General features: G+C 52.3%; 24 protein-coding genes and 1 riboswitch. Of the genes, 12 read left to right on the top strand and 12 right to left on the bottom strand.

Annotation, left to right across the window (positions count from 1 at the left end; translation table 11 throughout):
* The first annotated feature begins 82 nt into the window (after positions 1–82).
* Positions 83–1486, top strand: coding sequence for a dihydrolipoyl dehydrogenase (lpdA, locus tag PPL9_RS12385; protein ID WP_057462978.1), 1404 nt, complete (start codon positions 83–85; stop codon positions 1484–1486).
* Between the two features lie 56 nt (positions 1487–1542).
* Here lpdA and PPL9_RS12380 read toward each other — a convergent pair whose 3' ends face one another.
* From PPL9_RS12380 to fsa, 8 genes are all read right to left on the bottom strand, one after another.
* Positions 1543–1974 carry a hypothetical protein gene (locus PPL9_RS12380; protein WP_057462977.1) on the bottom strand — a complete coding sequence of 144 codons (432 nt, stop codon included), beginning with the start codon at positions 1972–1974 and terminating at the stop codon, positions 1543–1545.
* A 79-nt stretch (positions 1975–2053) separates the two neighbouring features.
* Positions 2054–2695, bottom strand: coding sequence for a thiamine phosphate synthase (gene thiE, locus PPL9_RS12375; RefSeq protein WP_057462976.1), 642 nt, complete (start codon positions 2693–2695; stop codon positions 2054–2056).
* On the bottom strand, positions 2679–3491 hold the full coding sequence (gene thiM, locus PPL9_RS12370; RefSeq protein WP_057462975.1) for a hydroxyethylthiazole kinase: 813 nt from the start codon (positions 3489–3491) through the stop codon (positions 2679–2681). Before thiM ends, thiE begins: the two co-directional genes overlap by 17 nt.
* 72 nt (positions 3492–3563) lie before the next feature.
* Positions 3564–3666: riboswitch (TPP riboswitch) on the bottom strand.
* A gap of 59 nt (positions 3667–3725) precedes the next feature.
* Complete coding sequence (locus PPL9_RS12365; protein ID WP_057462974.1) at positions 3726–4685, bottom strand: tyrosine recombinase XerC; 960 nt, start codon at positions 4683–4685, stop codon at positions 3726–3728.
* 81 nt (positions 4686–4766) lie between these two features.
* Entirely contained in the window at positions 4767–5852 is a 1086-nt protein-coding gene (locus PPL9_RS12360) for a phospholipase D-like domain-containing protein (protein WP_057462973.1), read from the bottom strand.
* Positions 5853–5942: 90 nt separating this feature from the next.
* Positions 5943–6677, bottom strand: coding sequence for an endonuclease (locus tag PPL9_RS12355; RefSeq protein ID WP_057462972.1), 735 nt, complete (start codon positions 6675–6677; stop codon positions 5943–5945).
* A 277-nt stretch (positions 6678–6954) separates the two neighbouring features.
* On the bottom strand, positions 6955–7443 hold the full coding sequence (locus PPL9_RS12350) for a DUF523 domain-containing protein (protein ID WP_057462971.1): 489 nt from the start codon (positions 7441–7443) through the stop codon (positions 6955–6957).
* Between the two features lie 119 nt (positions 7444–7562).
* Complete coding sequence (fsa, locus tag PPL9_RS12345) at positions 7563–8216, bottom strand: fructose-6-phosphate aldolase (RefSeq protein ID WP_057462970.1); 654 nt, start codon at positions 8214–8216, stop codon at positions 7563–7565.
* Between the two features lie 237 nt (positions 8217–8453).
* Here fsa and PPL9_RS12340 point away from each other — a divergent pair, with 237 nt between their 5' ends.
* The 6 genes from PPL9_RS12340 to PPL9_RS12315 all read left to right on the top strand — a co-directional run bounded on the left by PPL9_RS12340 (position 8454) and on the right by PPL9_RS12315 (position 15793).
* A complete protein-coding gene (locus tag PPL9_RS12340) occupies positions 8454–10631 on the top strand; it encodes a primosomal protein N' (RefSeq protein ID WP_057463238.1) in 2178 nt (725 codons plus the stop codon).
* A gap of 214 nt (positions 10632–10845) precedes the next feature.
* On the top strand, positions 10846–11406 hold the full coding sequence (locus tag PPL9_RS12335; protein WP_082596855.1) for a F0F1 ATP synthase subunit delta: 561 nt from the start codon (positions 10846–10848) through the stop codon (positions 11404–11406).
* The gene (gene atpA, locus PPL9_RS12330) at positions 11406–12935 is read left to right on the top strand and encodes a F0F1 ATP synthase subunit alpha (protein ID WP_057462968.1); all 1530 of its coding nucleotides are present in this window, start codon (positions 11406–11408) and stop codon (positions 12933–12935) included. The genes PPL9_RS12335 and atpA overlap by 1 nt, the downstream gene beginning before the upstream one ends.
* Before the next feature lie 33 nt (positions 12936–12968).
* The gene (locus tag PPL9_RS12325) at positions 12969–13856 is read left to right on the top strand and encodes a F0F1 ATP synthase subunit gamma (protein WP_057462967.1); all 888 of its coding nucleotides are present in this window, start codon (positions 12969–12971) and stop codon (positions 13854–13856) included.
* A gap of 25 nt (positions 13857–13881) precedes the next feature.
* Positions 13882–15306 (top strand): F0F1 ATP synthase subunit beta, encoded by a 1425-nt coding sequence (atpD, locus tag PPL9_RS12320; protein WP_057462966.1) that lies wholly within the window; start codon positions 13882–13884, stop codon positions 15304–15306.
* Between the two features lie 79 nt (positions 15307–15385).
* On the top strand, positions 15386–15793 hold the full coding sequence (locus PPL9_RS12315; RefSeq protein ID WP_057462965.1) for a F0F1 ATP synthase subunit epsilon: 408 nt from the start codon (positions 15386–15388) through the stop codon (positions 15791–15793).
* Between the two features lie 133 nt (positions 15794–15926).
* Here the strand turns inward: PPL9_RS12315 and PPL9_RS12310 are convergent, their stop codons facing one another.
* The 4 genes from PPL9_RS12310 to PPL9_RS12295 form a co-directional block, all read right to left on the bottom strand.
* Entirely contained in the window at positions 15927–16142 is a 216-nt protein-coding gene (locus PPL9_RS12310; protein ID WP_057462964.1) for a hypothetical protein, read from the bottom strand.
* A gap of 382 nt (positions 16143–16524) precedes the next feature.
* Complete coding sequence (locus tag PPL9_RS12305; RefSeq protein ID WP_057462963.1) at positions 16525–18153, bottom strand: molybdopterin-binding/glycosyltransferase family 2 protein; 1629 nt, start codon at positions 18151–18153, stop codon at positions 16525–16527.
* 1 nt (position 18154) lies between these two features.
* Entirely contained in the window at positions 18155–19213 is a 1059-nt protein-coding gene (locus PPL9_RS12300; protein ID WP_057462962.1) for an XdhC family protein, read from the bottom strand.
* Positions 19214–19412: 199 nt separating this feature from the next.
* On the bottom strand, positions 19413–21023 hold the full coding sequence (locus tag PPL9_RS12295) for a phosphoenolpyruvate carboxykinase (protein WP_057462961.1): 1611 nt from the start codon (positions 21021–21023) through the stop codon (positions 19413–19415).
* Between the two features lie 424 nt (positions 21024–21447).
* Here PPL9_RS12295 and PPL9_RS12290 point away from each other — a divergent pair, with 424 nt between their 5' ends.
* The 5 genes from PPL9_RS12290 (at position 21448) to PPL9_RS12270 (ending at position 25350) form a co-directional block, all read left to right on the top strand.
* Positions 21448–22146: a response regulator transcription factor gene (locus tag PPL9_RS12290; protein ID WP_037036395.1), complete on the top strand. Its 699-nt coding sequence runs from the start codon at positions 21448–21450 to the stop codon at positions 22144–22146.
* A 79-nt stretch (positions 22147–22225) separates the two neighbouring features.
* Positions 22226–24055, top strand: coding sequence for a sensor histidine kinase (locus PPL9_RS12285; RefSeq protein WP_057462960.1), 1830 nt, complete (start codon positions 22226–22228; stop codon positions 24053–24055).
* Entirely contained in the window at positions 24052–24546 is a 495-nt protein-coding gene (locus PPL9_RS12280) for an HPr kinase/phosphatase C-terminal domain-containing protein (RefSeq protein ID WP_057462959.1), read from the top strand. Before PPL9_RS12285 ends, PPL9_RS12280 begins: the two co-directional genes overlap by 4 nt.
* Before the next feature lie 108 nt (positions 24547–24654).
* Entirely contained in the window at positions 24655–25059 is a 405-nt protein-coding gene (locus PPL9_RS12275; protein ID WP_057462958.1) for a PTS sugar transporter subunit IIA, read from the top strand.
* Between the two features lie 6 nt (positions 25060–25065).
* Positions 25066–25350: an HPr family phosphocarrier protein gene (locus PPL9_RS12270; RefSeq protein ID WP_057462957.1), complete on the top strand. Its 285-nt coding sequence runs from the start codon at positions 25066–25068 to the stop codon at positions 25348–25350.
* The last annotated feature ends 137 nt before the right edge of the window (positions 25351–25487 follow it).

Genomic DNA, 25487 nt, shown 5'->3' with positions numbered 1-25487 from the left:
GGCCGGGCACATTTGTTTTAAGGGAAATTGGCGCACTTCTCTTCGTTGCAGCCTTCTCCCGCCTACTTACAGGGATTTGCAAATGTCCTACGATCTCGTCGTCATCGGTACCGGCCCAGGCGGTTATGTTTGTGCAATCAAGGCAGCTCAGCTCGGCATGAAAGTTGCTGTAGTTGAGAAGCGTAAGACCCATGGTGGTACCTGCCTGAACATCGGTTGTATTCCATCCAAAGCTCTGCTGCACGCTTCTGAAATGTTTGAGGAAGCAAACCACAGCTTTGAAGCTCTGGGCATCAAAACTTCCAAGCCAAAAGTGGACTGGAAGGCAATGCTGGCGCACAAAGACAAAGTGATCGACGGCAATGTAACCGGCATCGATTACCTCTTCAAAAAGAACAAGATCGACGTTCACACTGGTACTGGTCGTGTGCTTGGCGCTGGTCGCGTAGAAGTAAAAGCTGAAGACGGCTCTACTTCCATCGTTGAAACCAAGAACATCGTGATCGCAACAGGTTCTGACGTAATGCCTCTGCCAGGTATCGAGATTGACGAAAAAACTATCGTCTCCTCAACCGGCGCTTTGGCTCTGGAAAAAGTGCCTAACCGCATGACTGTTGTCGGCGCTGGCGTTATTGGTCTTGAGCTTGGTTCCGTCTATGCCCGTCTTGGTGCTGAAGTGACAGTTGTTGAGTTCATGGACAAGATCCTTGGCCCAATGGATGCAGACGTTTCCAAGCAGTTCTTGCGTATGCTGAAAAAGCAGGGTCTCAAGTTCAAGCTGTCCTCCAAGGTAACTGCGGTTCAGAAAAAAGGCCGTGCTCTGGAAGTGACCGTTGAGCCAGCAGCAGGTGAAGCCGCTGCCGCAACTCTGGATGCAGACGTGGTTCTCGTCGCAATCGGTCGCCGTCCATACACGGAAGGTCTTGGTCTGGCAGAAGCAGGTGTTGAGCTGGACGAGCGTGGCCGCGTGAAGACAGACAACCACTACAAAACCAACGTTGACGGTATCTTTGCTATCGGTGATGTGATTGCAGGCCCAATGCTTGCGCACAAAGCGGAAGACGAAGGTGTTGCAGTTGCAGAAATGCTCTCAGGTCAGGCTGGTCACGTAAAGTATGACGTCATTCCTGGCGTTGTTTACACCTCTCCTGAAGTGGCCAGCGTTGGCAAAACTGAAGAAGAGCTGAAAGCTGCTGGCATCAAATTCAAGTCCGGCAAGTTCCCGTTTTCCGCAAACGGTCGTGCAAAAGCAATGCTGCACACCGACGGTTTCGTGAAAGTGCTGGCTGACGCTGAAACAGATCGCGTGCTCGGCGTTCATATCGTTGGCTTTGGTGCTGGCGAAATGATCCACGAAGCATGTGTTCTGATGGAATTCGGCGGTTCCTCTGAAGATCTGGGTCGCACCTGTCATGCGCATCCAACAATGTCTGAGGCAGTGAAAGAAGCTGCTATGGCGACATTCGCCAAGCCAATCCATATGTAATCTGGAAGTTCCAGATTAAGAAAAAGCCGCTTCAGGAAACTGAGGCGGCTTTTTTGCTATTGGCGAACAAGGATGTAGCTGCGTGTCTTATTGGGAAACGTTGGATCGTGGTTTTCTGTTCGCACGTAAGCCTGAATACGCTCTCCCATTGGCCGAAGCTCAATGTGTTGCGCTTTGAAGAAGCCGCCAAACCGGAACGTTAGTACACCAGAAAAACTAAGCTGCCCTGGAGCCCAACCCCATTTGCAATCGCGAGGGGAGCAGCTGGTAAATGCGCGGGCGCGCACAACCAGTTGCCCATCAAGGCACTGGCCTTCAACTTCAATCTGAGAAAGCTCTTTCAAACGTGCTTTGGGATTTTCCCAGTCCCCCAGCTCCGCCATCTCTGATTTGCGGACTTCACAGGCTGTTTGAGCTTGAGCTGCTGAAACAAGAAAAGCAAACGTGCAGAAGAAAATGCACATAAATGTTGTTTGTCTAAGTTTCATGACTAAAAGCTCCCCGCCTAGCCCTCTCATATATCAATGTAAATGGGCTCTGCGAGGAGTAAATGCGTGTTTTATCCTATCACCCTAGGTCTTTTACGCTTTTGACGATGTCCTGAAGCTTGCGCGTAGCTGCGGATGGACTGGATGCCCCACAGATTGCTGAAATAACTGCAATCCCATCAGCTCCAGCTTTGATCACCTGATCCGCATTCGCAAGCGAAATTCCGCCAATTCCGACCACAGGCAACTGAGATTGAACCGTTAAACCGGCAAAGCTCTGCATACCCATATCAGCCGCATCATCCTTACTGTTCGTCGGGAAGCAAGCGCCTATGCCAAGGTAATCGCAGGTGGAAATGTCCGCAGCATCCAGCTCATCCTGAGTGCTGACCGAAAGACCAAGCAACTTATCAGAGCCGATCAGCTCCCGGGCTTTCGTGGCAACCATATCATCCTGCCCAACATGAACACCGTCCGCATCAACGGCTAACGCAACATCCACACGATCATTGATGATTAGCGGCACATTCAGCGGTTTCAACGCTTGCATCAACCGCTCTGCCAGCTCAATTTGCTTGCGCGTGCTGCCAGTCTTGTCACGAAGCTGCACAACAGTAGCGCCGTTTTGTGCGGCTGCGATTGCTATGTCGACGGGATCCTGACCGGGGCAGTCTTGCGGCCCCAGCACCAGATAAACGGACAGATCAAGCAACGGTTTCATGCATTTCAACCCGTGCAGTTGCGTTGAGGATATCGCTGTTCAGCTGATAGAGGCCGTTAATAATATCCAGCTGCAAACTTGCTGGTCCTGCTGAATTTCTTGCAGCAATCTCACCAACAACCCCGAGAAAGACCATTGCATCAACAGCAGCATCAAACGGGTCATCGCAAACAGCCAGTGTCGCGCCAGTCAAAGCTGTTGCCGTGCAGCCAAGACCAGTCACATAAGGCATCATCTTATCCCCGTTGGCGACTTCAGCAGTGCACGCACCATCAGTGATAAAATCGACAGGACCAGAGACGACAACAACAGCGCCCGTCTGCTTCGCCAGTTCTTTCGCTCCTGCCAGAGCCGCCTGAGAGCTATCCGTGCTATCAACGCCTTTTCCACCTGTACCCTGACCAGCAAGTGCCATGATTTCAGAAGCATTGCCACGAATGACGCTCGGCTTATTCACCAGCAATTCACCAGCAAGCTTGGTGCGGAAGGTCAGCGCTCCAACCGCCACCGGGTCCAGCACCCAAGGGCGACTTGCCTTATGAGCAGCAGCAGTTGCCAACTTCATCGCCTCTGCCTGAGCAGGGGTAACCGTGCCAACGTTGACCACTAATGCACCTGCAACACTTGCAAGTTCAGGGGCTTCTTCCGTGCCATCCACCATGGCAGGGGAGGCGCCAATGGCCAGCAGGGCGTTGGCTGTGGTGTTGGCCACCACGATGTTCGTCATGTTATGGACGAGTGGACTGTTGTCACGAATTGCGGAAAGAGTTGCGCAAGCGCTTTCGACACGACCCATTTTTATCCTCGGTCTTGTTGTGCGAAAGAGAGCTGGTATCAGGGACTTGGCAAACTGCCAGACAATCTATCCCCCAACACGGCGTGAGTGCTCCCTTCGCTGGAATTATCCAGAGCAGGTTCTTCGAGTATGATCTCAGCCACAACACACGTGTTGGGCACCCCGTTTCACATCGACGAACCTAGGGGATCTGCTAAGGGAGATCAAGGTGATGTGCGGGAGGGGGATAACCTATCAACGACGCGGGTGTGCCTTGTCATAAGCGTCCAACAGCTGTGCACTGTTCACTTCCGTATAAATCTGTGTAGTAGAAAGACTTGCGTGCCCCAGTAGCTCCTGAATGCTCCTCAAATCCCCGCCTTCAGACAGCAAATGAGTTGCAAACGAATGGCGTAAAGCGTGAGGCGTAGCGGTGTCTGGTAGACCAAGAGCACTGCGGATTTTTTGCATGGCCAGCTGGATCATGCGCGCATTCAGCGGGCCACCACGAACGCCGCGAAACAGCGGTGAGCTGCCCGACAGATCGTAAGGGCACTGCTTTTTGTAGGCCTCAATAGCTTCTATTACCACTGGCAGAACCGGAACAAGCCGTTCTTTGTTGCCTTTACCGCGAATCTTCAGCGACTTATCCCCCTCCTTCGGTGCTGAGGCCGATGTCAGAGACAGCGCTTCAGAAATACGGAGACCGCAACCGTAGAGCAGTGTGAACACCGCTGCGTTGCGGGCTTCAACCCAGGGAGTGTCCTCGAAAGCGAGATCGCTGCTGACAATCGCTTTGGCTTCCTCAACGGGGATAGGCTTGGGCAGGCTGCGGGGAAGTCTCGGCGTACGAACAGCCGCAGCACCAGCCGCATTCACCTCACCGCGCTCCTCCAGAAACGAGAGGAAGGAGCGGATGCCAGCCAACCCGCGGGCAAGCGTCCGCGTCTGCGCGCCATCCCTCCGGCGGGTTGCCAGAAATGCGCGAAAGTCCTTTGGTTTCAAAGACTCCAGATGCCGCAGAGCAACCGGTTCACCTTCATAACTGGTCATGAAGCGCAGGAACTGACGGGTATCGCGCTCATACGCTTCCAGTGTCCGTTCAGCCAGTCGTCGTTCAGAGCCCAGATGATCAATCCAGTCTTCAATCGCTGCGGTAACATCTGGTTTGCAGATGATGAGTAAGTCTTCGCCGCTATCAAGGGAATTTGCCATTCGCAAAGTGTAAGCGCCAAATCTGGCTGAATGGTTACCAAAAGATAAACATACACGCCTTTGCGAAATGCCTGCGCAAATTTAGTTGATGATGATTGGCTGCCCGTGATCACTGATGATCCGGTCAATCTCCAATCGCGCCGCCATAGCAAACCGTTTCTGGTTCTCGGTCGGCACCACTGAGTCCCCCAGAACTACGATGTTCTCATCATTAAAACGGTTCGCCGGGCCAGTGTAATTAAAGCTGCCGACAATCATGATGCTATCATCAATCACCATAAGCTTATGGTGCAGCTTGCCAATTCGGCTTGATCCGCGAACAAAATGCAAATCTGCACCAGCTTCTGCAAGGGGTTGGGTCGCTGCCCAGTCCTGACCGCCTTGCCGGGCATCAAGCGCACCACGTACCTTTCGTCCAGCCTCCATCAACAGCAACATGGCATCATCGATACCGGAGCTTTTGGAGAAGGTGAAAATCGCGAAATCTACCCGTTCCTTAGCTTTTGTCATCTGTTTGGTGACTTCCATCTCTGGCGCGTGGTCCGGCGCAAAGCAAACTTTCACGCGGATGTCGTCGACAATCACTTCTTTCGGCGTGTTCTCGGCTTCGTTGTCATCAACGCTGTATCGGCCAAATCGCCCCCGTTTAATCTCCCTGAATTCCCGTTCAAAGATATCGGCAACCTTCTCATTCTTGATGATGAGAAGATGGTTCAAGTTGCGATGTGTGCCGGTCTCAGTGAAGTTTGTAGAACCAGTCAGAACAGAATTGCCATCGCGAATGATAAATTTCTGATGGAATATCCGTGGGTTAAAGTCAGTCCGAACCCATACCTTAGAGCGCAGCAACGCCGCATGAAGTTGCCGGTTCACCTCGTTCTCAACACGAGGGTCGCTCGAATGCGGGTCTTCAGCAGGCTCATCCACACTTAAGTAATCCGCCTCGGATACCACTCGCACCCGCACCCCGCGCCGCTTTGCGTTGATAAGTGCGTTGGTTATGCGTTTATTGTCTATTTCTTGAATTGCTATGTCGAGCGAGCGCTCTGCAGCATCAATAAACCCGATAATCTCGCCCTCAAGATCATCCAGCGGGTTATCCTCTAAATGATCGAGGACTGTCTTCGGACCAACAAGGAATTTCAGATTCTCAGTTTCAACTGCCATTGTACCCTCCCACCGTCATAACACCTTACCTTAGGGTAGATGATGTGTCGGTACACAATTATGACGGTAGGAAGCGAAAAGAGCCTCTGGCTAGAAACCAACTGAGATGAGTGGATTGGTGTTACCCTGAATTTCCAGGATGCGCGCATCACGCAGCTGCTCTTCTTCAGAGACCGGATCCTCTGCCATCCACTGGTTGAACATCTCGACCTCAGTCTCTGTCAGCGGCATGCCGTAGGTGGTGTGCATGTACAGATAGATCCGCGCAATATCACCGCGCGTCTCAGCCATCGGCTCGGCAACTTTCCGGCTGCTGTCAATTTCAAAATCACAAGCGCCATAAGTCCGGTCCTCGCCGGTGATAACAGCCATGCGATAATTGGAGCGGTCTCCGTTTAACTCACCAACGGCTGGAACGAGGTTATGGAGATCAGCTTCCATACGCTTGAAATCTGCATCAACTTTAGAGCAGCATCGACGGCCCTTATAGGATTTGCCCTTCTTGGTGGTACAGGCGGGGTCACCTTCACTCCAACAAGCGCGTGTTTTGCCAAAACGCGAAGCTGGAACAATGTGCTCCCACTCAATCCGCTTGCCGCGCTTGGCGTTTTTGCGCGGGGTATACCCGCAACTGTCCGCATCAACCTGCTTCTTTCCATTGTAGGTGCAACCACAATAGAAGGTCTCGCGATACTCTTCTGTTGGATAAATATGCTTTTCCAGCAAGCGCTTAGCCTGAGAGAAGCTGGTTGGCGGTGCAGAAAAGGCTGCAGTTGTCCAGATGCAAGCCAAAAGGGCAGCAGAGAATACGATGAGGTTACGCATGAAGAAGTCTTTCGCAAGCGTATCCCTGAAAAGTGGTCTCCGGTTTTCAGGTGAGGATACGCATTAATAAAGATCTTGAATGAGGCGCGTGAATGAAATGCACGCGACATATTCAAGATCACCATCAGAAACTGGCGAGGGAGAGTTAAGAAACCCCTGCCAACACTGTTTGACGCGGTGGATACTGGTTTGTGCCGTTCCACTTTGACCGAATGAATGGGTGTGAACCTTGCCAAGCAAGATGAGGGGAGGAGAGATTGAGGGTTAAACGGAGGTTCTAAGAGCGCAATCGCGCTGCTAATTCACGAATTTGATGCTGAGCAAATACCTCAACGCCGTTCCTGCGCAGATCAGCAGCGACGACACCCATCCCCGAACGTGTCTGCCCATCGTGATGGCCACTATAGATGAAAGTGCTCCCGCAGGATGGGCTGCCATCAGTGAGCAATGCGAAGCGGCACCCTGTTTCAAGCGCAGTCTGCACGGTGATGCTAGCACCAAGGCGAAACTGGCTGGTGACGTCGCGCCCATTGTCTTCAAAAATTCCGCCATGGCCCTCGAGAACATCTGTGCCCAATCGGTTCTCTTCAATCTCAGCTGGTGGGCGCGGTGTTGGAAATCCTGCTGCGACTTCCGGGCAAAGGGGCACCAGAATACCGGCTTCCTTCCAACCAGTTAGAATACTGCTTTCAAGCGGTAGGCCACTGCCGTTGTAGCGGACTGGCTCACCAAGCAAGCACGCACTTATCAGGATTTTCGTGGTCATACTGCGGATACCTGAATTTTAGATAGGCTTGGGCTGGCTGAGACTGCACGATAAAACAAAAAACGCGGACCCAAAGGTCCGCGCTTAATATCATCGCGATATGCGAAAAAACAAAGAGCTTAAACGATGCTCTGACCGGTTGCTGCCCAGTCCTTCATGAATGCTTCCAGACCTTTGTCGGTCAGTGGGTGCTTCACGAGGCCCTTCAGTGTTGAAGGTGGGATAGTTGCAACATCAGCGCCGATGAGCGCGCAGTCTTTTACGTGGTTTGCGCTACGGATAGAAGCTGCAAGAATTTCGGTGGTGAAGCCGTAGTTATCATAGATCTGACGGATTTCAGCAATCAGGTCCAGGCCTTCAATGTTGATGTCGTCCAGACGGCCAATGAATGGAGAGATGAAGGTCGCGCCAGCTTTTGCAGCCAGAAGAGCCTGGTTTGCAGAGAAACAAAGGGTCACGTTGGTCTGCACGCCTTTGTTCGCCAGAACGCGGCAAGCCTTCAGGCCTTCCAATGTCAAAGGCAGCTTGATGCAGATGTTGTCTGCAATTGCGATCAGCTCTTCAGCTTCTTTCAGCATGCCTTCAGCGTCAGTTGCAACAACTTCAGCAGAAACAGGACCATCCACAAGCTCGCAGATCTCTGCGATGACTTCTTTCATTGGACGGCCAGATTTCATGATAAGAGATGGGTTAGTGGTAACACCATCGAGAAGACCGGTTGCAGCCAGCTCTTTAATGTCGTTGGTGTCAGCAGTATCAACGAAGAATTTCATGCCGGAAAGGCTCCTGATTTCTTAGTAGCCTCTCGTAGGGTACCGGAGGCCTAGGGGGGAATTCCGGTATGTGTTTAGCCCAGAGTGTATAGAAACAACAAGAGTAAAACCCGCTAAAGCGTATTCCCGAAAACTGGATTCCGGTTTTAGGATAAGAATGCGCGGTAAAACCAGCAAGTGCTCAGCAAGGAATGGAGTTTCGTGAGTCAGCAAACTGAGTTTTTTGGCAACGGCCAGATGTGTGAACCAGAGGTTATCGTACCTGTGCTGGTTCCTGTCGCTGTCGCAGGTGCATATTCCTATAAAGTACCAGCTGACATGGACGTACGCCCCGGTTCCATCGTGCGTGTGCCTCTTGGCCCGCGTGAGGTGATCGGTGCCGTTTGGGATGGAGAACCGGACACAAAGGTTAATCCCAAAAGGCTGAAAAGCATCCTGCATGTCTACGATACGCCCCCAATCGCTGAAGATCTTAGGAAATACATAGACTGGGTCGCCGCATGGACGCTGGGCGCTCCCGGCATGGTTTTGCGCATGGTGCTGCGTTCTGAGGAGGCTTTGGAACCAGAAACGCTGCTCTCTGGTGTGCGCTACATTGATGGCATGCAGCCGGACCGCATGACACCTGCGCGCTCAAAAGTCATGGAACTCGTCGAAAATGGCATGGCATGGACGCGCCCTGGTTTAGCGGGAGCCGCTGGTGTCAGCTCCTCGGTCATCGACGGCCTTAAAAAGCAAGGCGTGCTGGAAGAAGCAATGCTGCCAGCAACCCCGCCACTGCCTGATCCTGATCCATCTCTTCCGGGCAGAAAGCTGACGGATCTTCAGGAAGGCGCCGCGAATCAGTTGTGTGAGTCTATCGGAAAAGGCTTCAAGGCCTTCCTTATCGATGGGGTGACAGGGTCAGGAAAGACCGAAGTTTATTTCGAAGCCGTCGCCAAAGCTCTCAGAAACAACGAGCAAGCTCTGGTTCTCATCCCCGAAATTGCGCTCACCAACCAGTTTTTGGAGCGGTTTGAGCAGCGATTTGGGGTCAGACCAGCCGAATGGCACTCGCAAGTACCTCCAAAACGACGCGCAAGAACGTGGCGGGGAGTCGCAAATGGCGAAGTGAAGGTCGTTGTTGGTGCGCGGTCAGCACTTTTCCTTCCTTTTCACAGGCTAGGTTTGCTGGTCGTGGATGAAGAGCATGATACGGCCTACAAGCAAGATGATCGTGTTCCCTACAACGCTAGGGATATGGCCGTTGTTCGGGGGCATATCTCTGGTTTCCCTGTCGTGCTCGCCAGTGCAACACCATCTGTGGAAAGTCAGGTAAATGCAAAGCTGGGCCGATACACGAAAATTGTGCTTCCAGTGCGTGCTTCCGGTGCAGAAATGCCGACAATCAAAGGCATTGATATGCGCTGCGATGGGCCTGAACGAGGCAAATGGCTGGCACCTGCACTGGTCAATGAGATTCAGGAAACACTGACCAACGGTAATCAGGTTCTGCTCTTTTTGAACCGTAGGGGTTATGCCCCACTGACCCTGTGCAGAACCTGCGGCCATCGGTTCCATTGTGAAAACTGCTCAGCTTGGCTTGTGGAGCACCGCTTTAAGGGCAAATTGGTATGCCACCACTGCGGCTATTCACAGCCTATGCCGGATAAATGCCCCGAATGCAGCAAGCCCGATACGCTGGTTGCGTGTGGCCCTGGCGTGGAACGAATTGCTGAAGATGTCTCAGCGTTATTTCCCGAGGCGCGGGTCCTTGTTCTCTCCTCGGATTTACCGGGCGGAACAGAGCGCATAAATCGCGAAATGAAGCTCGTTGAAACGGGCGAAGTTGACATTGTCATCGGCACGCAATTGGTCGCCAAAGGGCATAACTTTCCATTAATGACCCTTGTTGGGGTGGTTGATGCTGATTTGGGCCTCGCAAATGGCGATCCTAGGGCAGCAGAGCGCACTTTCCAGCTTCTGGCTCAGGTGACGGGACGTGCTGGCCGAATACACGGAAAAGGCAGGGGATTGCTGCAAACTTACAACCCTGACCAACCCGTTATAAAGGCACTTCTCTCCGGAAATCCCGAGGAATTTTACGCTGCGGAAATCGAGTCGCGAGAAAACGCCGGCCTGCCTCCATTCGGGAGACTCGCAGCATTGATTATCTCTGGAGCGAATAGAACTCTCACCGAAAAATTTTCCAAAACTCTTGCAGTAAATAGTCCTAGTTCGGAAGGCGTTCAAATCCTCGGTCCGGCAGAGGCTGCAATGGCGCTGGTGAGGGGCAGATATCGGTTCCGTTTGCTCGCAATCGCACCCCGGAGTGTTGATTTACAAGGCTTTCTGAGAAACTGGTTGTCTGCCGCTCCCAAGCCAACTGGCGGTATCAGAGTGCAGGTTGATGTTGACCCCCAAAGTTTCATGTAGTGCTGCGCAGAAAGTTTGATACCTCAATGTATGCGTTGGAATACCTACGCCATGTTGCAAGGTGTTCAAGCGTGTGCTATGCGAAGCGCGGCTTTATCGGCACGGTTATCTCAGATTGTGCCATTCAAATTGAATTAGACGCGACTTATCAAGGATTTGGATTTCCGGCGAGCCAGCCGCCAGAATCTTGTATGCGCGGGAGAGCACGGATCCAGTGACTGACAACGTATCTCTCATTTCGGGCGTGGCCTTGCGTTATGCTTCTGCGCTGTTGGACCTTGCTGAGGAGCAGGGTGCGACGGCAGAGGTGGAGAAGGGTCTCGACCAGTTTGAGGCACTCTTGAACGAGAGTGCTGATCTTGATCGTCTTATCAAGAGCCCCGTTTTTAGCGCAGACGCTCAATTAAAGGCGATCTCTGCTATTTTGGAAAAGGCCGGAATTTCCGGTCTGACCGCAAATTTTGTGAAGTTGGTTGCCCAAAACAGGCGCCTCTTTGCCATTCCAGGCATGATTCAGGGTTTCCGTGAGCAGCTTGCTGCAAAGCGTGGAGAAGTTACTGCTCTAGTAACCTCTGCAACGGAATTAAACGCTGAGCATGTCGCAGCTCTTAAAGAAGCACTCAACGCTTCTACGGGCAAGAATGTGAAGATTGTAGTGAAGGTGGACTCATCCATTCTTGGTGGTCTGATCGTGAAGATCGGCAGCCGGATGATTGATACGTCACTGCGAACCAAGCTCAACTCTCTTAAGTTCGCGATGAAAGAGGTCGGTTGATGGATATTCGGGCTGCGGAAATTTCCGCTATCCTCAAGGACCAGATCAAGAACTTCGGCCAAGAAGCTGAAGTGACTGAAGTTGGTCAAGTACTTTCCGTAGGCGACGGCATTGCCCGCGTTTACGGCCTGGACAACGTCCAGGCGGGTGAAATGGTTGAATTCCCAGGTGGTATCCGGGGAATGGCATTGAACCTTGAAACTGACAATGTCGGTGTTGTTATCTTCGGTAGCGACCGTGACATTAAAGAAGGCGACACGGTAAAACGTACCGGCGCTATTGTGGAAGTTCCAGTAGGTAAGGGTCTGTTGGGTCGCGTTGTCGATCCACTCGGTAACCCAATCGACGGCAAAGGTCCGATCGAATCTACTGAACGTCGTCGCGTTGACGTGAAGGCACCAGGCATTCTGCCTCGTAAGTCCGTTCACGAGCCAATGTCTACAGGTCTTAAAGCGATTGATGCTTTAATTCCAATCGGACGTGGTCAGCGCGAATTGGTGATTGGTGACCGTCAGACCGGTAAAACCGCTATCATCCTCGACACCTTCCTCAACCAGAAGCCTTTGCACGCATCTGACGACGAACACGAAAAGCTGTACTGCATCTATGTTGCGGTTGGCCAGAAACGTTCAACTGTTGCTCAGTTCGTGAAAGCTCTGGAAGACGCTGGTGCTCTGGAATACTCCATCGTTGTTGCTGCAACAGCGTCTGATCCTGCTCCATTGCAGTATCTGGCACCGTTCGCAGGCACCACAATGGGTGAGTACTTCCGCGACAACTCCATGCACGCTGTGATCGGTTATGATGACCTTTCCAAGCAGGCTGTTGCGTATCGCCAGATGTCCCTGTTGCTCCGTCGTCCACCAGGACGTGAAGCGTACCCAGGTGACGTGTTCTACCTGCACTCCCGTCTGCTCGAGCGTTCTGCGAAGCTGAACGAAGACCACGGCCTCGGTTCTCTGACCGCGCTGCCAGTGATCGAAACTCAGGGTGGTGACGTTTCTGCGTTTATTCCGACCAACGTGATCTCCATCACCGACGGTCAGATCTTCCTTGAAACCGATCTGTTCTTCCAGGGCATTCGTCCAGCGGTTAACGTTGGTCTGTCAGTTTCTCGTGTGGGCTCTTCCGCTCAGATTAAAGCGATGAAGCAGGTTGCTGGCCCGGTTAAGGGTGAGCTGGCTCAGTACCGTGAAATGGCTGCGTTCGCGCAGTTTGGTTCTGATCTGGATGCAACCACTCAGAAGCTTCTGAACCGTGGTGCACGCCTGACCGAATTGCTGAAACAGCCGCAGTTCTCTCCGCTTAAAACGGAAGAACAGGTTGCAGTGATCTTCGCTGGTGTGAACGGCTACCTGGACGATCGTCCGGTTGGTGAGGTTCGCGAGTTTGAAGCTGGCCTGCTGCGCTTCTTGCGTGCAGAACATGCAGACCTTCTCTCCGCTATCTGGGAGAAGAAGGCACTCGACGCCGATTTGACTGACAAGCTGAAAGCTGCAGTGGAAGCTTACGTCAAGACCCTCGGTTAATTCGAAGCAACGGGATAAGGAACGAGAGCGCCCATGGCGAGCCTCAAGGACCTAAAAAACCGCATCGCTTCGGTCAAAGCGACGCAGAAAATCACCAAGGCCATGAAAATGGTGGCCGCGGCGAAACTGCGTCGTGCCCAGGATGCTGCAGAAGCAGGTCGTCCCTATGCTGAACGCATGGGGACAGTACTTGGCAATCTTGCAGCTGGGTTCGAAGGTCGGGATGATGCGCCGAAGCTGATGACGGGTACAGGACGGGATCAGACACATCTGCTCCTCGTCTGCACAGCAGAGCGTGGCCTCTGTGGTGGTTTCAACTCGTCGATAGCACGTCTGGCACGTGAGCACGCAGACAAACTTCTTTCCGAAGGTAAGACGGTCAAGATCGTCACCGTTGGTAAGAAGGGGCATGATGCCCTGAAGCGTGGCTACGGTCAGTACATTGTAGAGAATATCGAACTACGCGGCCTGAAATCTGTTGAATTCAGCGACACAAAGCACATCGGCGATCTCGTCATGGAAATGTTCCAGGATGAGAAATACGATGTTTGCACACTGTTCTACGCGCAGTTCCAATCGGTAATCAGTCAGGTTCCGACCGCCAAGCAGCTCATCCCAGCTCAGTTTGAAGCGAAAGATGAAGCTCAGGACGGTTCCTCTGAGGACGCGCTTTATGAATACGAACCAGGTGAACAGGAGATTCTTGAGACTCTTCTGCCACGTAACGTCGCTATTCAGATTTACAGCGCAATCCTTGAAAACGGTGCCTCCGAGCAGGGCGCGCGCATGGCCGCTATGGACAGTGCAACGCGTAATGCCGGCGAGATGATCGACAAACTGACAACGACGTACAACCGTCAGCGTCAGGCACAGATCACGACGGAACTGATTGAAATTATTGCGGGCGCGGAAGCGCTCTGACCGAGTTGAGACGAGGATTTAAGTGATGGCTGACACGAAAGTCGGACAGATCACGCAGGTAATCGGCGCTGTTGTCGACGTTCACTTTCCAGGTGAACTCCCTGCAATTCTGAACGCTCTGGAAACTGACAACGGCGGTAACCGTCTGGTTCTCGAAGTTGCTCAGCATCTGGGCGAAAATACAGTACGTACAATCTGCATGGACGCGTCCGAAGGTCTCGTTCGTGGTCAGGAAGTACGCGACACTGGCGAACCTATCGCAGTTCCTGTTGGTGACGGCACTCTGGGCCGCATCATGAACGTGATTGGTGAGCCTGTTGATGAAGCTGGTCCAATTGAACATGATGCCAAACGCGGTATCCACCAGGAAGCTCCGGCATTTGTAGAACAGTCTACAGAAGCTGAGATCCTTCCAACCGGCATTAAGGTTGTTGACCTTATCGCTCCTTACGCAAAGGGTGGTAAGATCGGCCTGTTCGGTGGTGCGGGCGTTGGTAAAACCGTTCTCATCATGGAATTGATCAACAACGTTGCTAAAGCACACGGCGGTTACTCTGTATTCGCTGGTGTTGGTGAGCGTACTCGTGAAGGTAACGACCTTTACTGGGAAATGATCGAATCCGGCGTGAACAAGGAAAAAGGCGGCGAAGGTTCTAAAGCTGCTCTTGTTTACGGTCAGATGAACGAACCTCCAGGAGCACGTGCACGTGTTGCTCTGACAGGCCTGACCATCGCGGAAGACTTCCGTGATAAAGGCCAGGACGTTCTGTTCTTCGTGGACAACATCTTCCGCTTTACGCAGGCTGGTGCTGAAGTGTCCGCACTTCTCGGCCGTATTCCTTCTGCTGTGGGCTACCAGCCTACACTTGCTACCGATATGGGCGGCATGCAGGAGCGTATTACGACCACATCTAAAGGTTCTATCACTTCCGTTCAGGCCGTTTACGTTCCTGCGGATGACTTGACTGACCCTGCACCTGCTTCCACATTTGCTCACTTGGACGCGACTACGGTTCTTAACCGTGCGATCGCTGAAAAAGGCATCTATCCTGCAGTGGATCCACTGGATTCCTCCTCTCGTATGCTTGACCCGCGCATCATCGGTGACGAGCACTACGAAGTTGCGACCCAGGTCCAGGAAACACTTCAGCGCTACAAAGCACTTCAGGACATCATCGCCATCCTTGGCATGGATGAACTTTCTGAAGAAGATAAGCTGGTTGTTGCTCGCGCACGTAAGATCGAGCGCTTCATGTCCCAGCCGTTCTTTGTTGCTGAGGTCTTCACTGGTTCCCCAGGTAAGCTGGTTGCGCTCGAAGACACCATCAAAGGCTTTAAAGGCCTTGTTGCTGGTGAATACGACCACCTGCCAGAAGCTGCATTCTACATGGTTGGCTCTATGGAAGAGGCAATCGAGAAAGCGGCTAAGCTGGCTGAGGACGCTGCTTAATCTCGGTTCTTTTGAACCGGTGACTTCTTTGGGTGACGCTTTTGGCGTCATTCTTAGAAACGGATAGAGGATGAGCTAAATGGCTGAAGCATTTCAGTTTGAGCTGGTTTCACCAGAGCGCCTTCTGCTCTCGGCAAAGGTTACTGATGTAATCGTGCCAGGCACTGAAGGTGAATTTGGTGTTGGCGCTGGTCACTCGCCGTTCTTGTCAACCATGCGTCCGGGTGTTGTTAAAGCGCTCAGCGAAGATGGTTCCAAGCACGAATACTTCGTGCGGGGTGGTTTTGCTGACGTTTCCGCGTCTGGCATGACTGTTCTGGCGGAACAGGCGATCCCGATGGCCGATCTTGATGCAGGTTACATCGCACAGCAGATTCAAGATGCGAGTGAAGATGTAGCTGATGCTAAGGACGAAGATGCACGTCAGGCTGCACGGCTGGTACTTTCCCAGCTGCAAGAGCTGCAGGCAGCTATCAAAGCTTCCTGATTGCACTTCGATGCCAAGAAAAACAAAAGCCTCGGCAGTGCCGAGGCTTTTTTGTATCTGCCTATGCAGAAAGCAGGCTCTTTAAACCGTTAGCGGGAGAAAAGAGCGCAGGATGAACGAGCAGCCCAGTCGATTAGGCTGCAAGTCTCTTTTTATTTGCTGCTGCGTTTGCAGCGCGCATTTCCTCAGCACGCGCTTTGCGCTGCTCAGGTGTCTCGTAAACAATCGTGCGATGGTGGTCGCAATAAGAGCCATTTTCAGCGCGGTTCTTGCAAGGGAATGTATAGCTCCCGCTGTCACCTTCAGTCCACTTACACTGGCCCGCCTTAGGCATAACTGGTGCTTTCATTTACCTACCCTTGTTCTTTGGAGCCAGTCGATCAACACTTGCATGCACGCGGGAGGAGCGTGAATACCATGCTCGCCGTTGGATCGTTGGAACCATTTTTGATTATGGGATCACCGGAATTTTCTTTTGCTACATTAAAAGCAAACAAATTTACCGGACGGGAAAAAGATTATCTCTCCCCTTTCCAAATTGCTAGATATTTTTAGCTGTGTAAAAATGCTTACACAAGAAAATTTGGATAAAATATTTTTCTGATTTTTAATTGTGCAAGTAAAACAAATAGATAACAGAGTGGATGTGTATGCACCAATATTAACCACCACGTGAATTCTGCTGAATTGTTGTGGTTACTGCACCAAATTGATTCATCAATTGTGGCGAATTATGGTTTTTCAGAGTGCCTTCCCAGCACACCACCGGCATTGTGAAGTGCTTCGGGATCATCCAAATCACGTCGCGCCGCTTCTCCAAGCTCCACGGTGTAAACCACCGAAGGATTCTGCTGAATGATTGGTTTGCCGCCAATATCACCTCGCAGACTAAGGAGATCATCAAAAAACGCACGATCCCAAAGCACTGGATTGCCTCGTTTGCCATGCGTTGTAGAGACGCCGATCAGCTGATCCTGCATGGAATCGTGATTCTTTAAAAGCTTGTTGATGTCATCCGTGGATACGAAAGGCATGTCACCGAGCAGAATGAGAGCAGCCTGTGATTGCTCGTTGACGCTCTCGATTCCTTTTTTGACGGAGGATGAAATACCTTCATCGTACTCAGCATTATGTCTGAACCGGATCGGCAACCCGGAAAGCGCCTCTTCCACCTTAGAGGCCATCGCGCCTGTGACGACAATCAGCTCATTCAACTCACTCGCAAGCGCATGCTCGGCAACGAGGCGGACGACAGGCTTCCCATCAATAAGCGCCAGCAGTTTGTTGTGGTCCCCCATGCGAGAGGAGTTACCTGCCGCAAGTAGAATGCCGCTGCAGGTGGCTTTGTCAGCCTCCTCAGAGAGAGGATGGTCTCGGGGCTGAGGACGACTATGAATTTCTTTCAAAAGCCCGCCAACCCCCATCGACATGATGTCTCTGCTGGTAACGCGGATATTGGCCAGCAAGCGCTGCAGGATCCAGTCAAATCCGTTCTCTTGCGGACTCCGCGCACATCCTGGCGCACCAATAACTGGGATGCCATTCAGCTCCCCAAGTACGAGCAGGTTGCCCGGATCAACCGGCATCCCAAAATGGATGAGCTCCCCACCAGCTGCTTGAAGAGCAGCAGGAATAACATCCCCTTGGTCCACCACGGCTGAAGCACCAAACACAACAATCAGATCAGCGTCCTGCACTTGCTCTGTGCCAAGCGCATTCGTAAGAGCCTCTTCTTCGTGGGGCACACGCACATCCGCAATAATCTTACTCGCCGCAATGTCCAGTCGCTCCTGTAAAACACGAAGGCTCTTCGCAATAACTGTCTCTTTCAGATGCGGAAGCGTCGTGGAAATGACTGCAACCGATTTCGGCGCATAAGCAGCCACGGAGATAGCCTCGGAAATCTTGTCCGCAGCGCTCTGTGCCAGCTTCTGATCAACAGCCAACGGAATAATCTTCGCAGTCGCAAGCATGCGCCCTTCGCGAACTTCTGTGAACGGATGCAAGCAGGCAAACGTGATGGCCGGATCAATCAGGTTAGCTTCTGTCACTTTCTCAGCATCTACCTGCAAAATCCCGCTTTGCGAGGCATAAAGGTTGGACCGTCCTGTAAAGGGGGGAGAAGCAGAAACAGCTGTGCCGCAGGCATGGTTGGCCAGCAAAGCAGCGGCGTCATCTTCGTGCAGATCAGTTGCCTCAACTTGCGCAACAATAACCTCCGCAAACCCTGCTGCAATCAACTGTCCCACATCCGCATCACTGAGCTGGTGTCCTTTGGAGAGGGAGAGGCCATTATGTTTGATGGAGTGGGCAAGGTAACATCCTGCACTCTCTGCGGCTGATCTGCTTCCAAATTTCACGTCAGCCCGCCTTCTTCTGGTCTGCCTTGGTCCCACGCAAGGTCACAATGATCTCTGCGAGCACGGCCACCGCAATCTCGGCTGGGTTGGCCGCGCCAATATCAAGGCCAATCGGTGCTTTGATGCGGGCAAGGTCCTCTTCGCTCATGCCAGCCGCGAGAAAGCGCTCACAGCGCTTTGCATGTGTCTTGCGGCTTCCTAATGCGCCAACATAAAAGCAGCCAGCTTTCAGCGCTTCCATCAGCGGCACATCATCAATTTTCGGATCGTGGGTCACCGCAGCAACGGCGGTGAAAGGATCAAGCTTCAACTGTGCCATCACATCTTGCGGCCATTCAGCAAGCAGCGGCACCTCAGGGAAGCGCTCTTCAGAGGCAAACGCAGTGCGTGGATCGACTATCGTAATGTCAAACCCTGCCGTTTGTGCAATTGGAACCAGCGCTTGTGTAATGTGAACAGCGCCCACCACTACAATCCGCGTGGCCGGAACCTGCATGCTCAGGAAGTACTCTTCGCCGTCTTGCGCCTGCACCCGTCCAGATTTGCCACTGCGAACACCGTTTTCAAAAGCAGCGGCAATGGCACTGTCCTCTGCATCATCTCCATAAAGCATCACAGAGGACAGACCGGTTGCCAGATTGGTAAGCAGCGCTGCTGGCTGGCGTGCAGCTTTGGAGGTGTTCAGCAAGCGAACATGTCCGTGGTCCGCCTCTGATGTCAGAGGTTCCAGATAAACGCCAATCTTGCCACCACAGGAAAGGCCAACGCGCCACGCAGTTTCATCGGCGACACCAAACTCAATCTTCCGCGCCTTGCCATCTTCCAGCACATCCATGGCCTCAGCCACCACAGCGCCCTCAACACAGCCACCAGACACAGAGCCCTCGAACTCTCCACTCTCATCAATAATGAGATGGCTGCCGACCGGGCGCGGCGCTGAACCCCACGTCTCAATCACCGTCGCCAGCACCAGTCTGCGCCCCTCTGATTGCCAGCGCTCAGCAACACCAAGGACGTCGAGGTTTTTGGAAAGCTCTTGAGGCAAAGTGGAAACAGACATGACAGGCTCGCAAATAAACAGGGTCCCTAAGCGTCCTCCTATGCGAAAAACCTGAGAGATCTCGCATAGGACGATGCCCTAATAGAATGAGGAGCCTAGCCTGCTTGTTCAAGGGGATGCAACAACAGAACAGTGTTCAGTAAAACAAAAAAGCGCCGGGGCTTTCGCTCCAGCGCTCTCTTCGGGGGACTGATGATAACTATTCAGCAGCAATTTTGGTGATCGGGCCTGCATGAAGGACCAGATCATCAACGTGATCCTGGAAGGTCTGGAAGTTCGCAGCGAACATGTCGACAAGCTTGCTCGCCTGCACGTCATATTCAGCCGGATTGCTCCAGGTGCTTCGTGGATCAAGGATACTGGTATCAACACCTGGCACCGCAACAGGAACCATAAAGCCGAAGTTCTCATCCTTGCGGAATTCAGCGGTGTTCAAAGAGCCGTCCAATGCAGCACGAAGCAGGGCACGGGTTTCTTTGATTGGCATACGGTGACCAACACCATACGCACCACCGGTCCAACCGGTATTCACCAGCCAGCAATCCACGCTGTGCTCACGGATCAGATCTTTCAGCAAAGCACCATATTCTGATGGATGACGCGGCATGAACGGCGCACCAAAGCAGGTGGAGAATGTCGCCTGCGGTTCAGTGACCCCACGCTCTGTGCCGGCAACCTTCGCGGTGTAACCGGAAAGGAAGTGGTACATCGCCTGAGCATCACTGAGCTTTGCGATTGGAGGCAAAACACCAAACGCATCAGCCGTCAGCATGATGATGTTCTTAGGGTTCGGTGCGCGGCCACTTTCACTTGCATTCGGAATGAAGTGAATAGGGTAGGAGCAACGCGTGTTTTCCGTTTTGGAACCATCGTCAAAGTCTGGAACACGAGCGTCATCCAGCACAACATTCTCTAAAATGGTGCCGAAGCGCTGTGTGGTCGCAAAAATCTCTGGCTCGGCTTCAGCTGAAAGGCGAATGGTTTTCGCGTAGCAGCCACCTTCAAAGTTGAAGATGCCCTCTGGCCCCCAACCGTGCTCATCATCACCGATCAGCGTGCGGGCTGGATCAGCGGAAAGCGTGGTCTTGCCGGTGCCGGACAGGCCGAAGAAAATAGCAGCATCGTCGTTATCGCCAACATTCGCGGAGCAATGCATTGGCATCACACCGTCTTCTGGCAACATGTAGTTCAACATGGAGAAGACAGACTTCTTCATTTCACCGGCGTAGGCAGTACCGGCGATCAGAACGATCTTGTTGGTCAGATCACAAGCAATAACCGTCTCGCTCCGGCAACCATGACGCTCTGGGTCAGCCTTGAAGCTTGGCAGATCGATGATGGTCATCTCTGATTCAAAGCTTTTCAGGTCTTCGCGGGACGGGCGAAGAAGCATGTTGCGAATAAAGTGGTTATGCCATGCCAGCTCGTTATAAACGCGAACGTTCAGCTGATGCGCAGGGTCAGCGCCTCCATAAAGATCCTGTACATACAGGTCCATGCCTTCAGCGTGGGCCAGCATGTCTTGCAAAAGAACATTGAAGTTCTCCGGGCTCATCGCGCCACTGTTGTCCCACCAGATCGTATCTTCGGTCTTGGTATCACGAACAACAAACTTGTCTTTTGGAGAGCGTCCTGTGTGAGCACCTGTTTCGGCACAAAGAGCACCGCCAGCGGCGATCTGCGCTTCACCGTTCCTGATAGCATGCTCATAAAGTTCAGCTTCGGTCAGGTTCCAGTACACACTGTTGAGGCCCTTCAGTCCGAAGGTGTCACACCCAAACGCGGAATTCCGTAGTCCGAACTCGTTCATGTTCAGTAGTCCTTAATCGGCTCACTATTTAGCTTGCGTCATTCAATGGCACTGCGCCAGTGAATTTAGCGATAACGCCCCTTGGATGGGGCAGTCATGCTTACAAAAGCAAGACCAGAAATCCTGCGTTTTTCTATTAAACCGATTGAAATACGACCTTTTGCTGGCATAGATTTATTTTGCTTATAAAAATAAACTCTACACAAACTTGGTTTTCACTTTTAATCGTTTAACGATACACTTCATGAAGAACACGTGGCACTTGGCAGGCGAAACCTTGTCAAAAGTAGCGCTAAATAAGGAATTTTTCCGAGTATCTTGCTAAAACAGGGTTTTGCCTTATTTCGAGGTTAGGGATCGCGCAAGTTAATCTCAAATCCCAACTAAGTAGCGAAACGTGCAAGAGAGGAATAAGGTCTCTGATATGCCAACGATTGCTCTGGTCGATGACGACCGTAACATTTTGACATCCGTCTCAATAGCTTTGGAGGCCGAAGGATATCGGGTCCAGACCTATACAGACGGAACAGTCGCACTGGAAGGGCTCCAGGCAGACCCGCCGGATCTTGCCATCTTTGATATCAAGATGCCGCGTATGGATGGAATGGAACTTCTGCGCCGTTTTCGCCAGATGTCCGATCTGCCTGTGATCTTCCTCACGTCTAAAGACGACGAGATTGATGAGTTGTTTGGCCTGAAAATGGGCGCTGACGACTTTATCCGCAAGCCATTCTCCCAGCGTTTGTTGGTTGAGCGTGTGAAGGCTGTTCTGCGCCGTGCTGCACCACGAGATGCTGCAAGTGCTGCGACTGAGACCTCCAAGCTACTGGAACGTGGCAACCTTGTTATGGACAAAGAGCGCCATACCTGCACATGGCTTGCAAAGCCGGTCACGTTGACAGTGACAGAATTTCTAATTCTCTTTGCTCTCGCTCAGCGTCCGGGCGTTGTGAAAAGCCGTAATGCGCTCATGGATGCTGCTTACGATGATCAGGTCTATGTTGACGATCGCACCATCGATAGCCATATCAAGCGCCTTCGCAAGAAGTTCAAAGTGGTTGATGATGACTTTGATATGATCGAAACACTCTACGGTGTAGGTTATCGCTTCCGCGAGAACTAGTCTTAAGCAGCTCGTACAGGGCTGTCTGAAGGTTGGAAAAACCTGAGAACACACGTTCCTGAGAATTCGATAAGAGCGAATGTCGGAAAATAAAGAAGAACAAAAGCGGGAAGACATCGAAGCAGACGACGCTTCTGATACTCTTGACCCGCAACATACAGGTGCGTTCCGTTGGTTGGGACGCAGGCAAGTGCGCCAACGCGTCTTTACGCGCTGGATCTCGCTCGCCGGTATCTATGCCTTTTCTTCTTTGACCCGCCGCATTCTGGTGCTCAACCTTGTCGGTCTTCTGGCGATGGTGATCTCTATTCTGTACTTGAACCAGTTTCAGGCCGGTCTGATCGATGCACGCGTTCAGTCACTGCTGGTTCAGGGCGAGATCATTGCAGGCGCCATTGCCGCGTCCACCACGAGCGATGGCGATTCTCTTATGGTTGATCCGGAGATGCTACTGCGTCTGGAAGCCGGAGAATCCACCAGTGCTCGCTCAACGCTGGGAAGTCTGGACTTCCCGATCAACCCTGAGATTGTCGGACCTATTCTCCGGCGACTGATATCGCCCACCAAAACACGGGCCCGAATCTACGACCCAGAAGGCATGTTGATGCTGGATTCACGCCAGCTCCATGCCCAAAACCAGATTTTCCGCTTCGACCTGCCACCGCCGGACGAAAGCAAGGATCCCTTCTTCCAGAAGATGTGGGAGGAGTTGAAACTCTGGATCCGCCGTGGTGAGTACCCGCCATATAAAGAAGTCGGACGGACGGAAGGGCGCGAATACCCTGAGGTCGAGGCCGCTCTGGCTGGTTCCCCTGCATCTGTTGTGCGTGTTGGCGCAAAAGGCGAAATGGTTGTCGCCGTTGCCGTGCCAATTCAACGTTTCCGCGGTGTTCTAGGTTCACTGCTCCTGTCGACACAAGGCGGAGACATTGATGATATCGTCGCCGCAGAGCGCAATGCGATCCTGAAGATCTTCCTCGTTGCTGCTGTTGTGGTGATGATCCTGTCTGTACTGCTAGCCGGCACCATCGCAGGGCCAGTCCGCCGCTTGTCTGAAGCGGCGCAAAAAGTGCAGTCTGCGATCAACACCCGCGAAGAAATCCCTGAGTTTGAAGATCGTTACGATGAGATTGGTCATCTGGCGCGTGCGCTGAGGAATATGACCAAGGCTCTGTATGGCCGTATGGATGCGATTGAGAGCTTTGCTGCAGATGTGGCGCATGAGCTGAAAAACCCGCTGACATCCCTTCGAAGTGCCGTTGAGACTTTGCCTTTGGCGAAGAATGAACGATCACGCGAACGCTTGCTGGAAGTCATCCAGCATGATGTAAAACGCCTTGATCGTCTGATCACGGACATCTCTGAAGCATCGCGAATTGATGCGGAAATGTCTCGCGCAGAATCCCACGATGTTGATATGGCAACGCTGTTACAGGCTGTCGTATCCATTGCCAATGAACGCGCTTGTGATGATATCGCCCATGTCGATTTGAAGTTTGAGCCATCCAAGACTGACAAGAATTTCCAGATGCACGGCAATGACCAGCGTCTCGGTCAGGTCATCAATAACCTGATCGACAATGCACGCTCATTTGCACCAGAAGGAACTCCTGTTACAGTTACGGCCAAGCGCAAGAGCAACCAGATTATCATCTGGGTCGAAGATTCTGGTCCTGGTATCAAAGAAGAACTCCGCGAACGCGTCTTTGAGCGCTTCTATACGGATAGACCGGAATATGAGGGCTTCGGAAACAACTCTGGCTTGGGTCTCTCGATCTGCCGGCAGATTATCGAAGCACACCGGGGTGAAATCTCGGTCATGAACCGAACCTCTGAGGAAGAGGGGCAAGAGCCGAAAGTGCTTGGTGCCCGGTTCGTGATCAAACTGAGGGCCAAAACAACCTCATGACGACACTGGATCAGAAGCAAAGTGTACAGGCAGCAGAAGGTCAGGCGATACACGCGACCTGTCTGGTGGTTGGCACGAAAGGCATTCTGATCCGCGGTCCCTCTGGAACCGGCAAATCAGCGCTGGCGCTGGAATTGATACAGCGCGCACACCTTAAAGGCAGTTTTGCAGCCCTCGTTGCTGATGACCGTGTCTACATTGCTGAGAAAAATAGTCGCTTAATAGGGTCTTGCCCAAATCCAATTAAGGGAAAGGCCGAGCTGCGAGGCTATGGCGTTGTCGATGTTCCTTACCTCGATACTGCAGTAATCCATATGGTTCTGGATCTGGAAGCCCGAGAGGAAATCGATAGATTGCCGGAGGAGCAGGCGCAGACCTGTGAACTTTGCTCAGTCAAATTAATTCGACAACAAGTACCTAAAGAAGATCATTTAGCCGCTCTTCGGCTCGCGAATGCACTTATTTTTACTAATCCAGTGCACAACTATTAGCCCTCTGTGTATGAGCATGCTGATTTTTCTTGCACTGCAGCGTGTCCTTCAACAAAGTAGGATTGGAATAACCTAAGAGTAGACACTCTGTTAGTTCGCGGGAAATATATGATTGGTCTAGTTCTTGTCACCCATGGTCGGTTGGCAGAAGAGTTCAAATCGGCTCTTGAGCATGTTGTAGGTCCACAGGACCGGGTAGCAACCATTAGCATCGGCCCAGATGACGATATGGAACAACGTCGTCAGGACATCCTGCGTTCCGTTGAAGCTGTCAACGACGGCTCTGGCGTTGTCCTTCTTACCGACATGTTTGGCGGTACGCCTTCTAATCTCGCTATTTCTGTGATGGATGGTGGTAGCGTTGAGGTCGTAGCTGGTGTAAACCTGCCGATGCTCATAAAACTGGCAAGCGTTCGAAACGAAAAATCGCTCGCCGAAGCGGTAGAAGAAGCCCGCAGTGCAGGACAGAAGTATATCTCCGTAGCTTCGCAGGTCCTGTCCGGGCAAGGCTAAGAAAATATGGATGAATGCACAGTGTTAGCTCGCGATCTGACCATCGTGAACACCCGTGGTTTGCACGCGCGCGCCTCAGCTAAGCTGGTCAAGCTGGTTGAGACTTTTGATGCCCATGTAAAAGTTTCCAAAGACGGCCAAACTGTTGGTGGAACCTCCATCATGGGACTGATGATGCTTGCAGCCAGCACAGGCTGCTCGATCCACGTTGTCGTAACCGGCAATCAGAAAGAAGAAGCCATCTCCGCGATTGCGCATCTGGTGGAAGATGGTTTCGGTGAAAGAGACTAAATAAGTCAAGCTCCTAGAGGATCTGATGAATAAGCGCCCAGCTTCCCGTTTGTTGGTGGTTGATCCTCAAGACCGAATTCTCCTCTTCAATTTCAAGTTCGAGAAAGGCCCTCTCAAAGGCCAGGACTATTGGGCCA

Source organism: Pseudovibrio sp. POLY-S9 (assembly GCF_001431305.1).
In the GTDB taxonomy this organism is placed as follows: Bacteria; Pseudomonadota; Alphaproteobacteria; order Rhizobiales; family Stappiaceae; genus Pseudovibrio.
This window is presented reverse-complemented; position numbering and strand designations above follow the sequence as displayed.

Coding starts and splice junctions, on each gene's coding strand:
- lpdA (WP_057462978.1), top strand. CDS start 83: ATGTCCTACGATCTCGTCGTCATCGGTACCGGCCCAGGCGGTTATGTT.
- PPL9_RS12380 (WP_057462977.1), bottom strand. CDS start 1,974: ATGAAACTTAGACAAACAACATTTATGTGCATTTTCTTCTGCACGTTT.
- thiE (WP_057462976.1), bottom strand. CDS start 2,695: ATGAAACCGTTGCTTGATCTGTCCGTTTATCTGGTGCTGGGGCCGCAA.
- thiM (WP_057462975.1), bottom strand. CDS start 3,491: ATGGGTCGTGTCGAAAGCGCTTGCGCAACTCTTTCCGCAATTCGTGAC.
- PPL9_RS12365 (WP_057462974.1), bottom strand. CDS start 4,685: ATGGCAAATTCCCTTGATAGCGGCGAAGACTTACTCATCATCTGCAAA.
- PPL9_RS12360 (WP_057462973.1), bottom strand. CDS start 5,852: ATGGCAGTTGAAACTGAGAATCTGAAATTCCTTGTTGGTCCGAAGACA.
- PPL9_RS12355 (WP_057462972.1), bottom strand. CDS start 6,677: ATGCGTAACCTCATCGTATTCTCTGCTGCCCTTTTGGCTTGCATCTGG.
- PPL9_RS12350 (WP_057462971.1), bottom strand. CDS start 7,443: ATGACCACGAAAATCCTGATAAGTGCGTGCTTGCTTGGTGAGCCAGTC.
- fsa (WP_057462970.1), bottom strand. CDS start 8,216: ATGAAATTCTTCGTTGATACTGCTGACACCAACGACATTAAAGAGCTG.
- PPL9_RS12340 (WP_057463238.1), top strand. CDS start 8,454: ATGTGTGAACCAGAGGTTATCGTACCTGTGCTGGTTCCTGTCGCTGTC.
- atpA (WP_057462968.1), top strand. CDS start 11,406: ATGGATATTCGGGCTGCGGAAATTTCCGCTATCCTCAAGGACCAGATC.
- PPL9_RS12325 (WP_057462967.1), top strand. CDS start 12,969: ATGGCGAGCCTCAAGGACCTAAAAAACCGCATCGCTTCGGTCAAAGCG.
- atpD (WP_057462966.1), top strand. CDS start 13,882: ATGGCTGACACGAAAGTCGGACAGATCACGCAGGTAATCGGCGCTGTT.
- PPL9_RS12315 (WP_057462965.1), top strand. CDS start 15,386: ATGGCTGAAGCATTTCAGTTTGAGCTGGTTTCACCAGAGCGCCTTCTG.
- PPL9_RS12310 (WP_057462964.1), bottom strand. CDS start 16,142: ATGAAAGCACCAGTTATGCCTAAGGCGGGCCAGTGTAAGTGGACTGAA.
- PPL9_RS12300 (WP_057462962.1), bottom strand. CDS start 19,213: ATGTCTGTTTCCACTTTGCCTCAAGAGCTTTCCAAAAACCTCGACGTC.
- PPL9_RS12295 (WP_057462961.1), bottom strand. CDS start 21,023: ATGAACGAGTTCGGACTACGGAATTCCGCGTTTGGGTGTGACACCTTC.
- PPL9_RS12290 (WP_037036395.1), top strand. CDS start 21,448: ATGCCAACGATTGCTCTGGTCGATGACGACCGTAACATTTTGACATCC.
- PPL9_RS12285 (WP_057462960.1), top strand. CDS start 22,226: ATGTCGGAAAATAAAGAAGAACAAAAGCGGGAAGACATCGAAGCAGAC.
- PPL9_RS12280 (WP_057462959.1), top strand. CDS start 24,052: ATGACGACACTGGATCAGAAGCAAAGTGTACAGGCAGCAGAAGGTCAG.
- PPL9_RS12275 (WP_057462958.1), top strand. CDS start 24,655: ATGATTGGTCTAGTTCTTGTCACCCATGGTCGGTTGGCAGAAGAGTTC.
- PPL9_RS12270 (WP_057462957.1), top strand. CDS start 25,066: ATGGATGAATGCACAGTGTTAGCTCGCGATCTGACCATCGTGAACACC.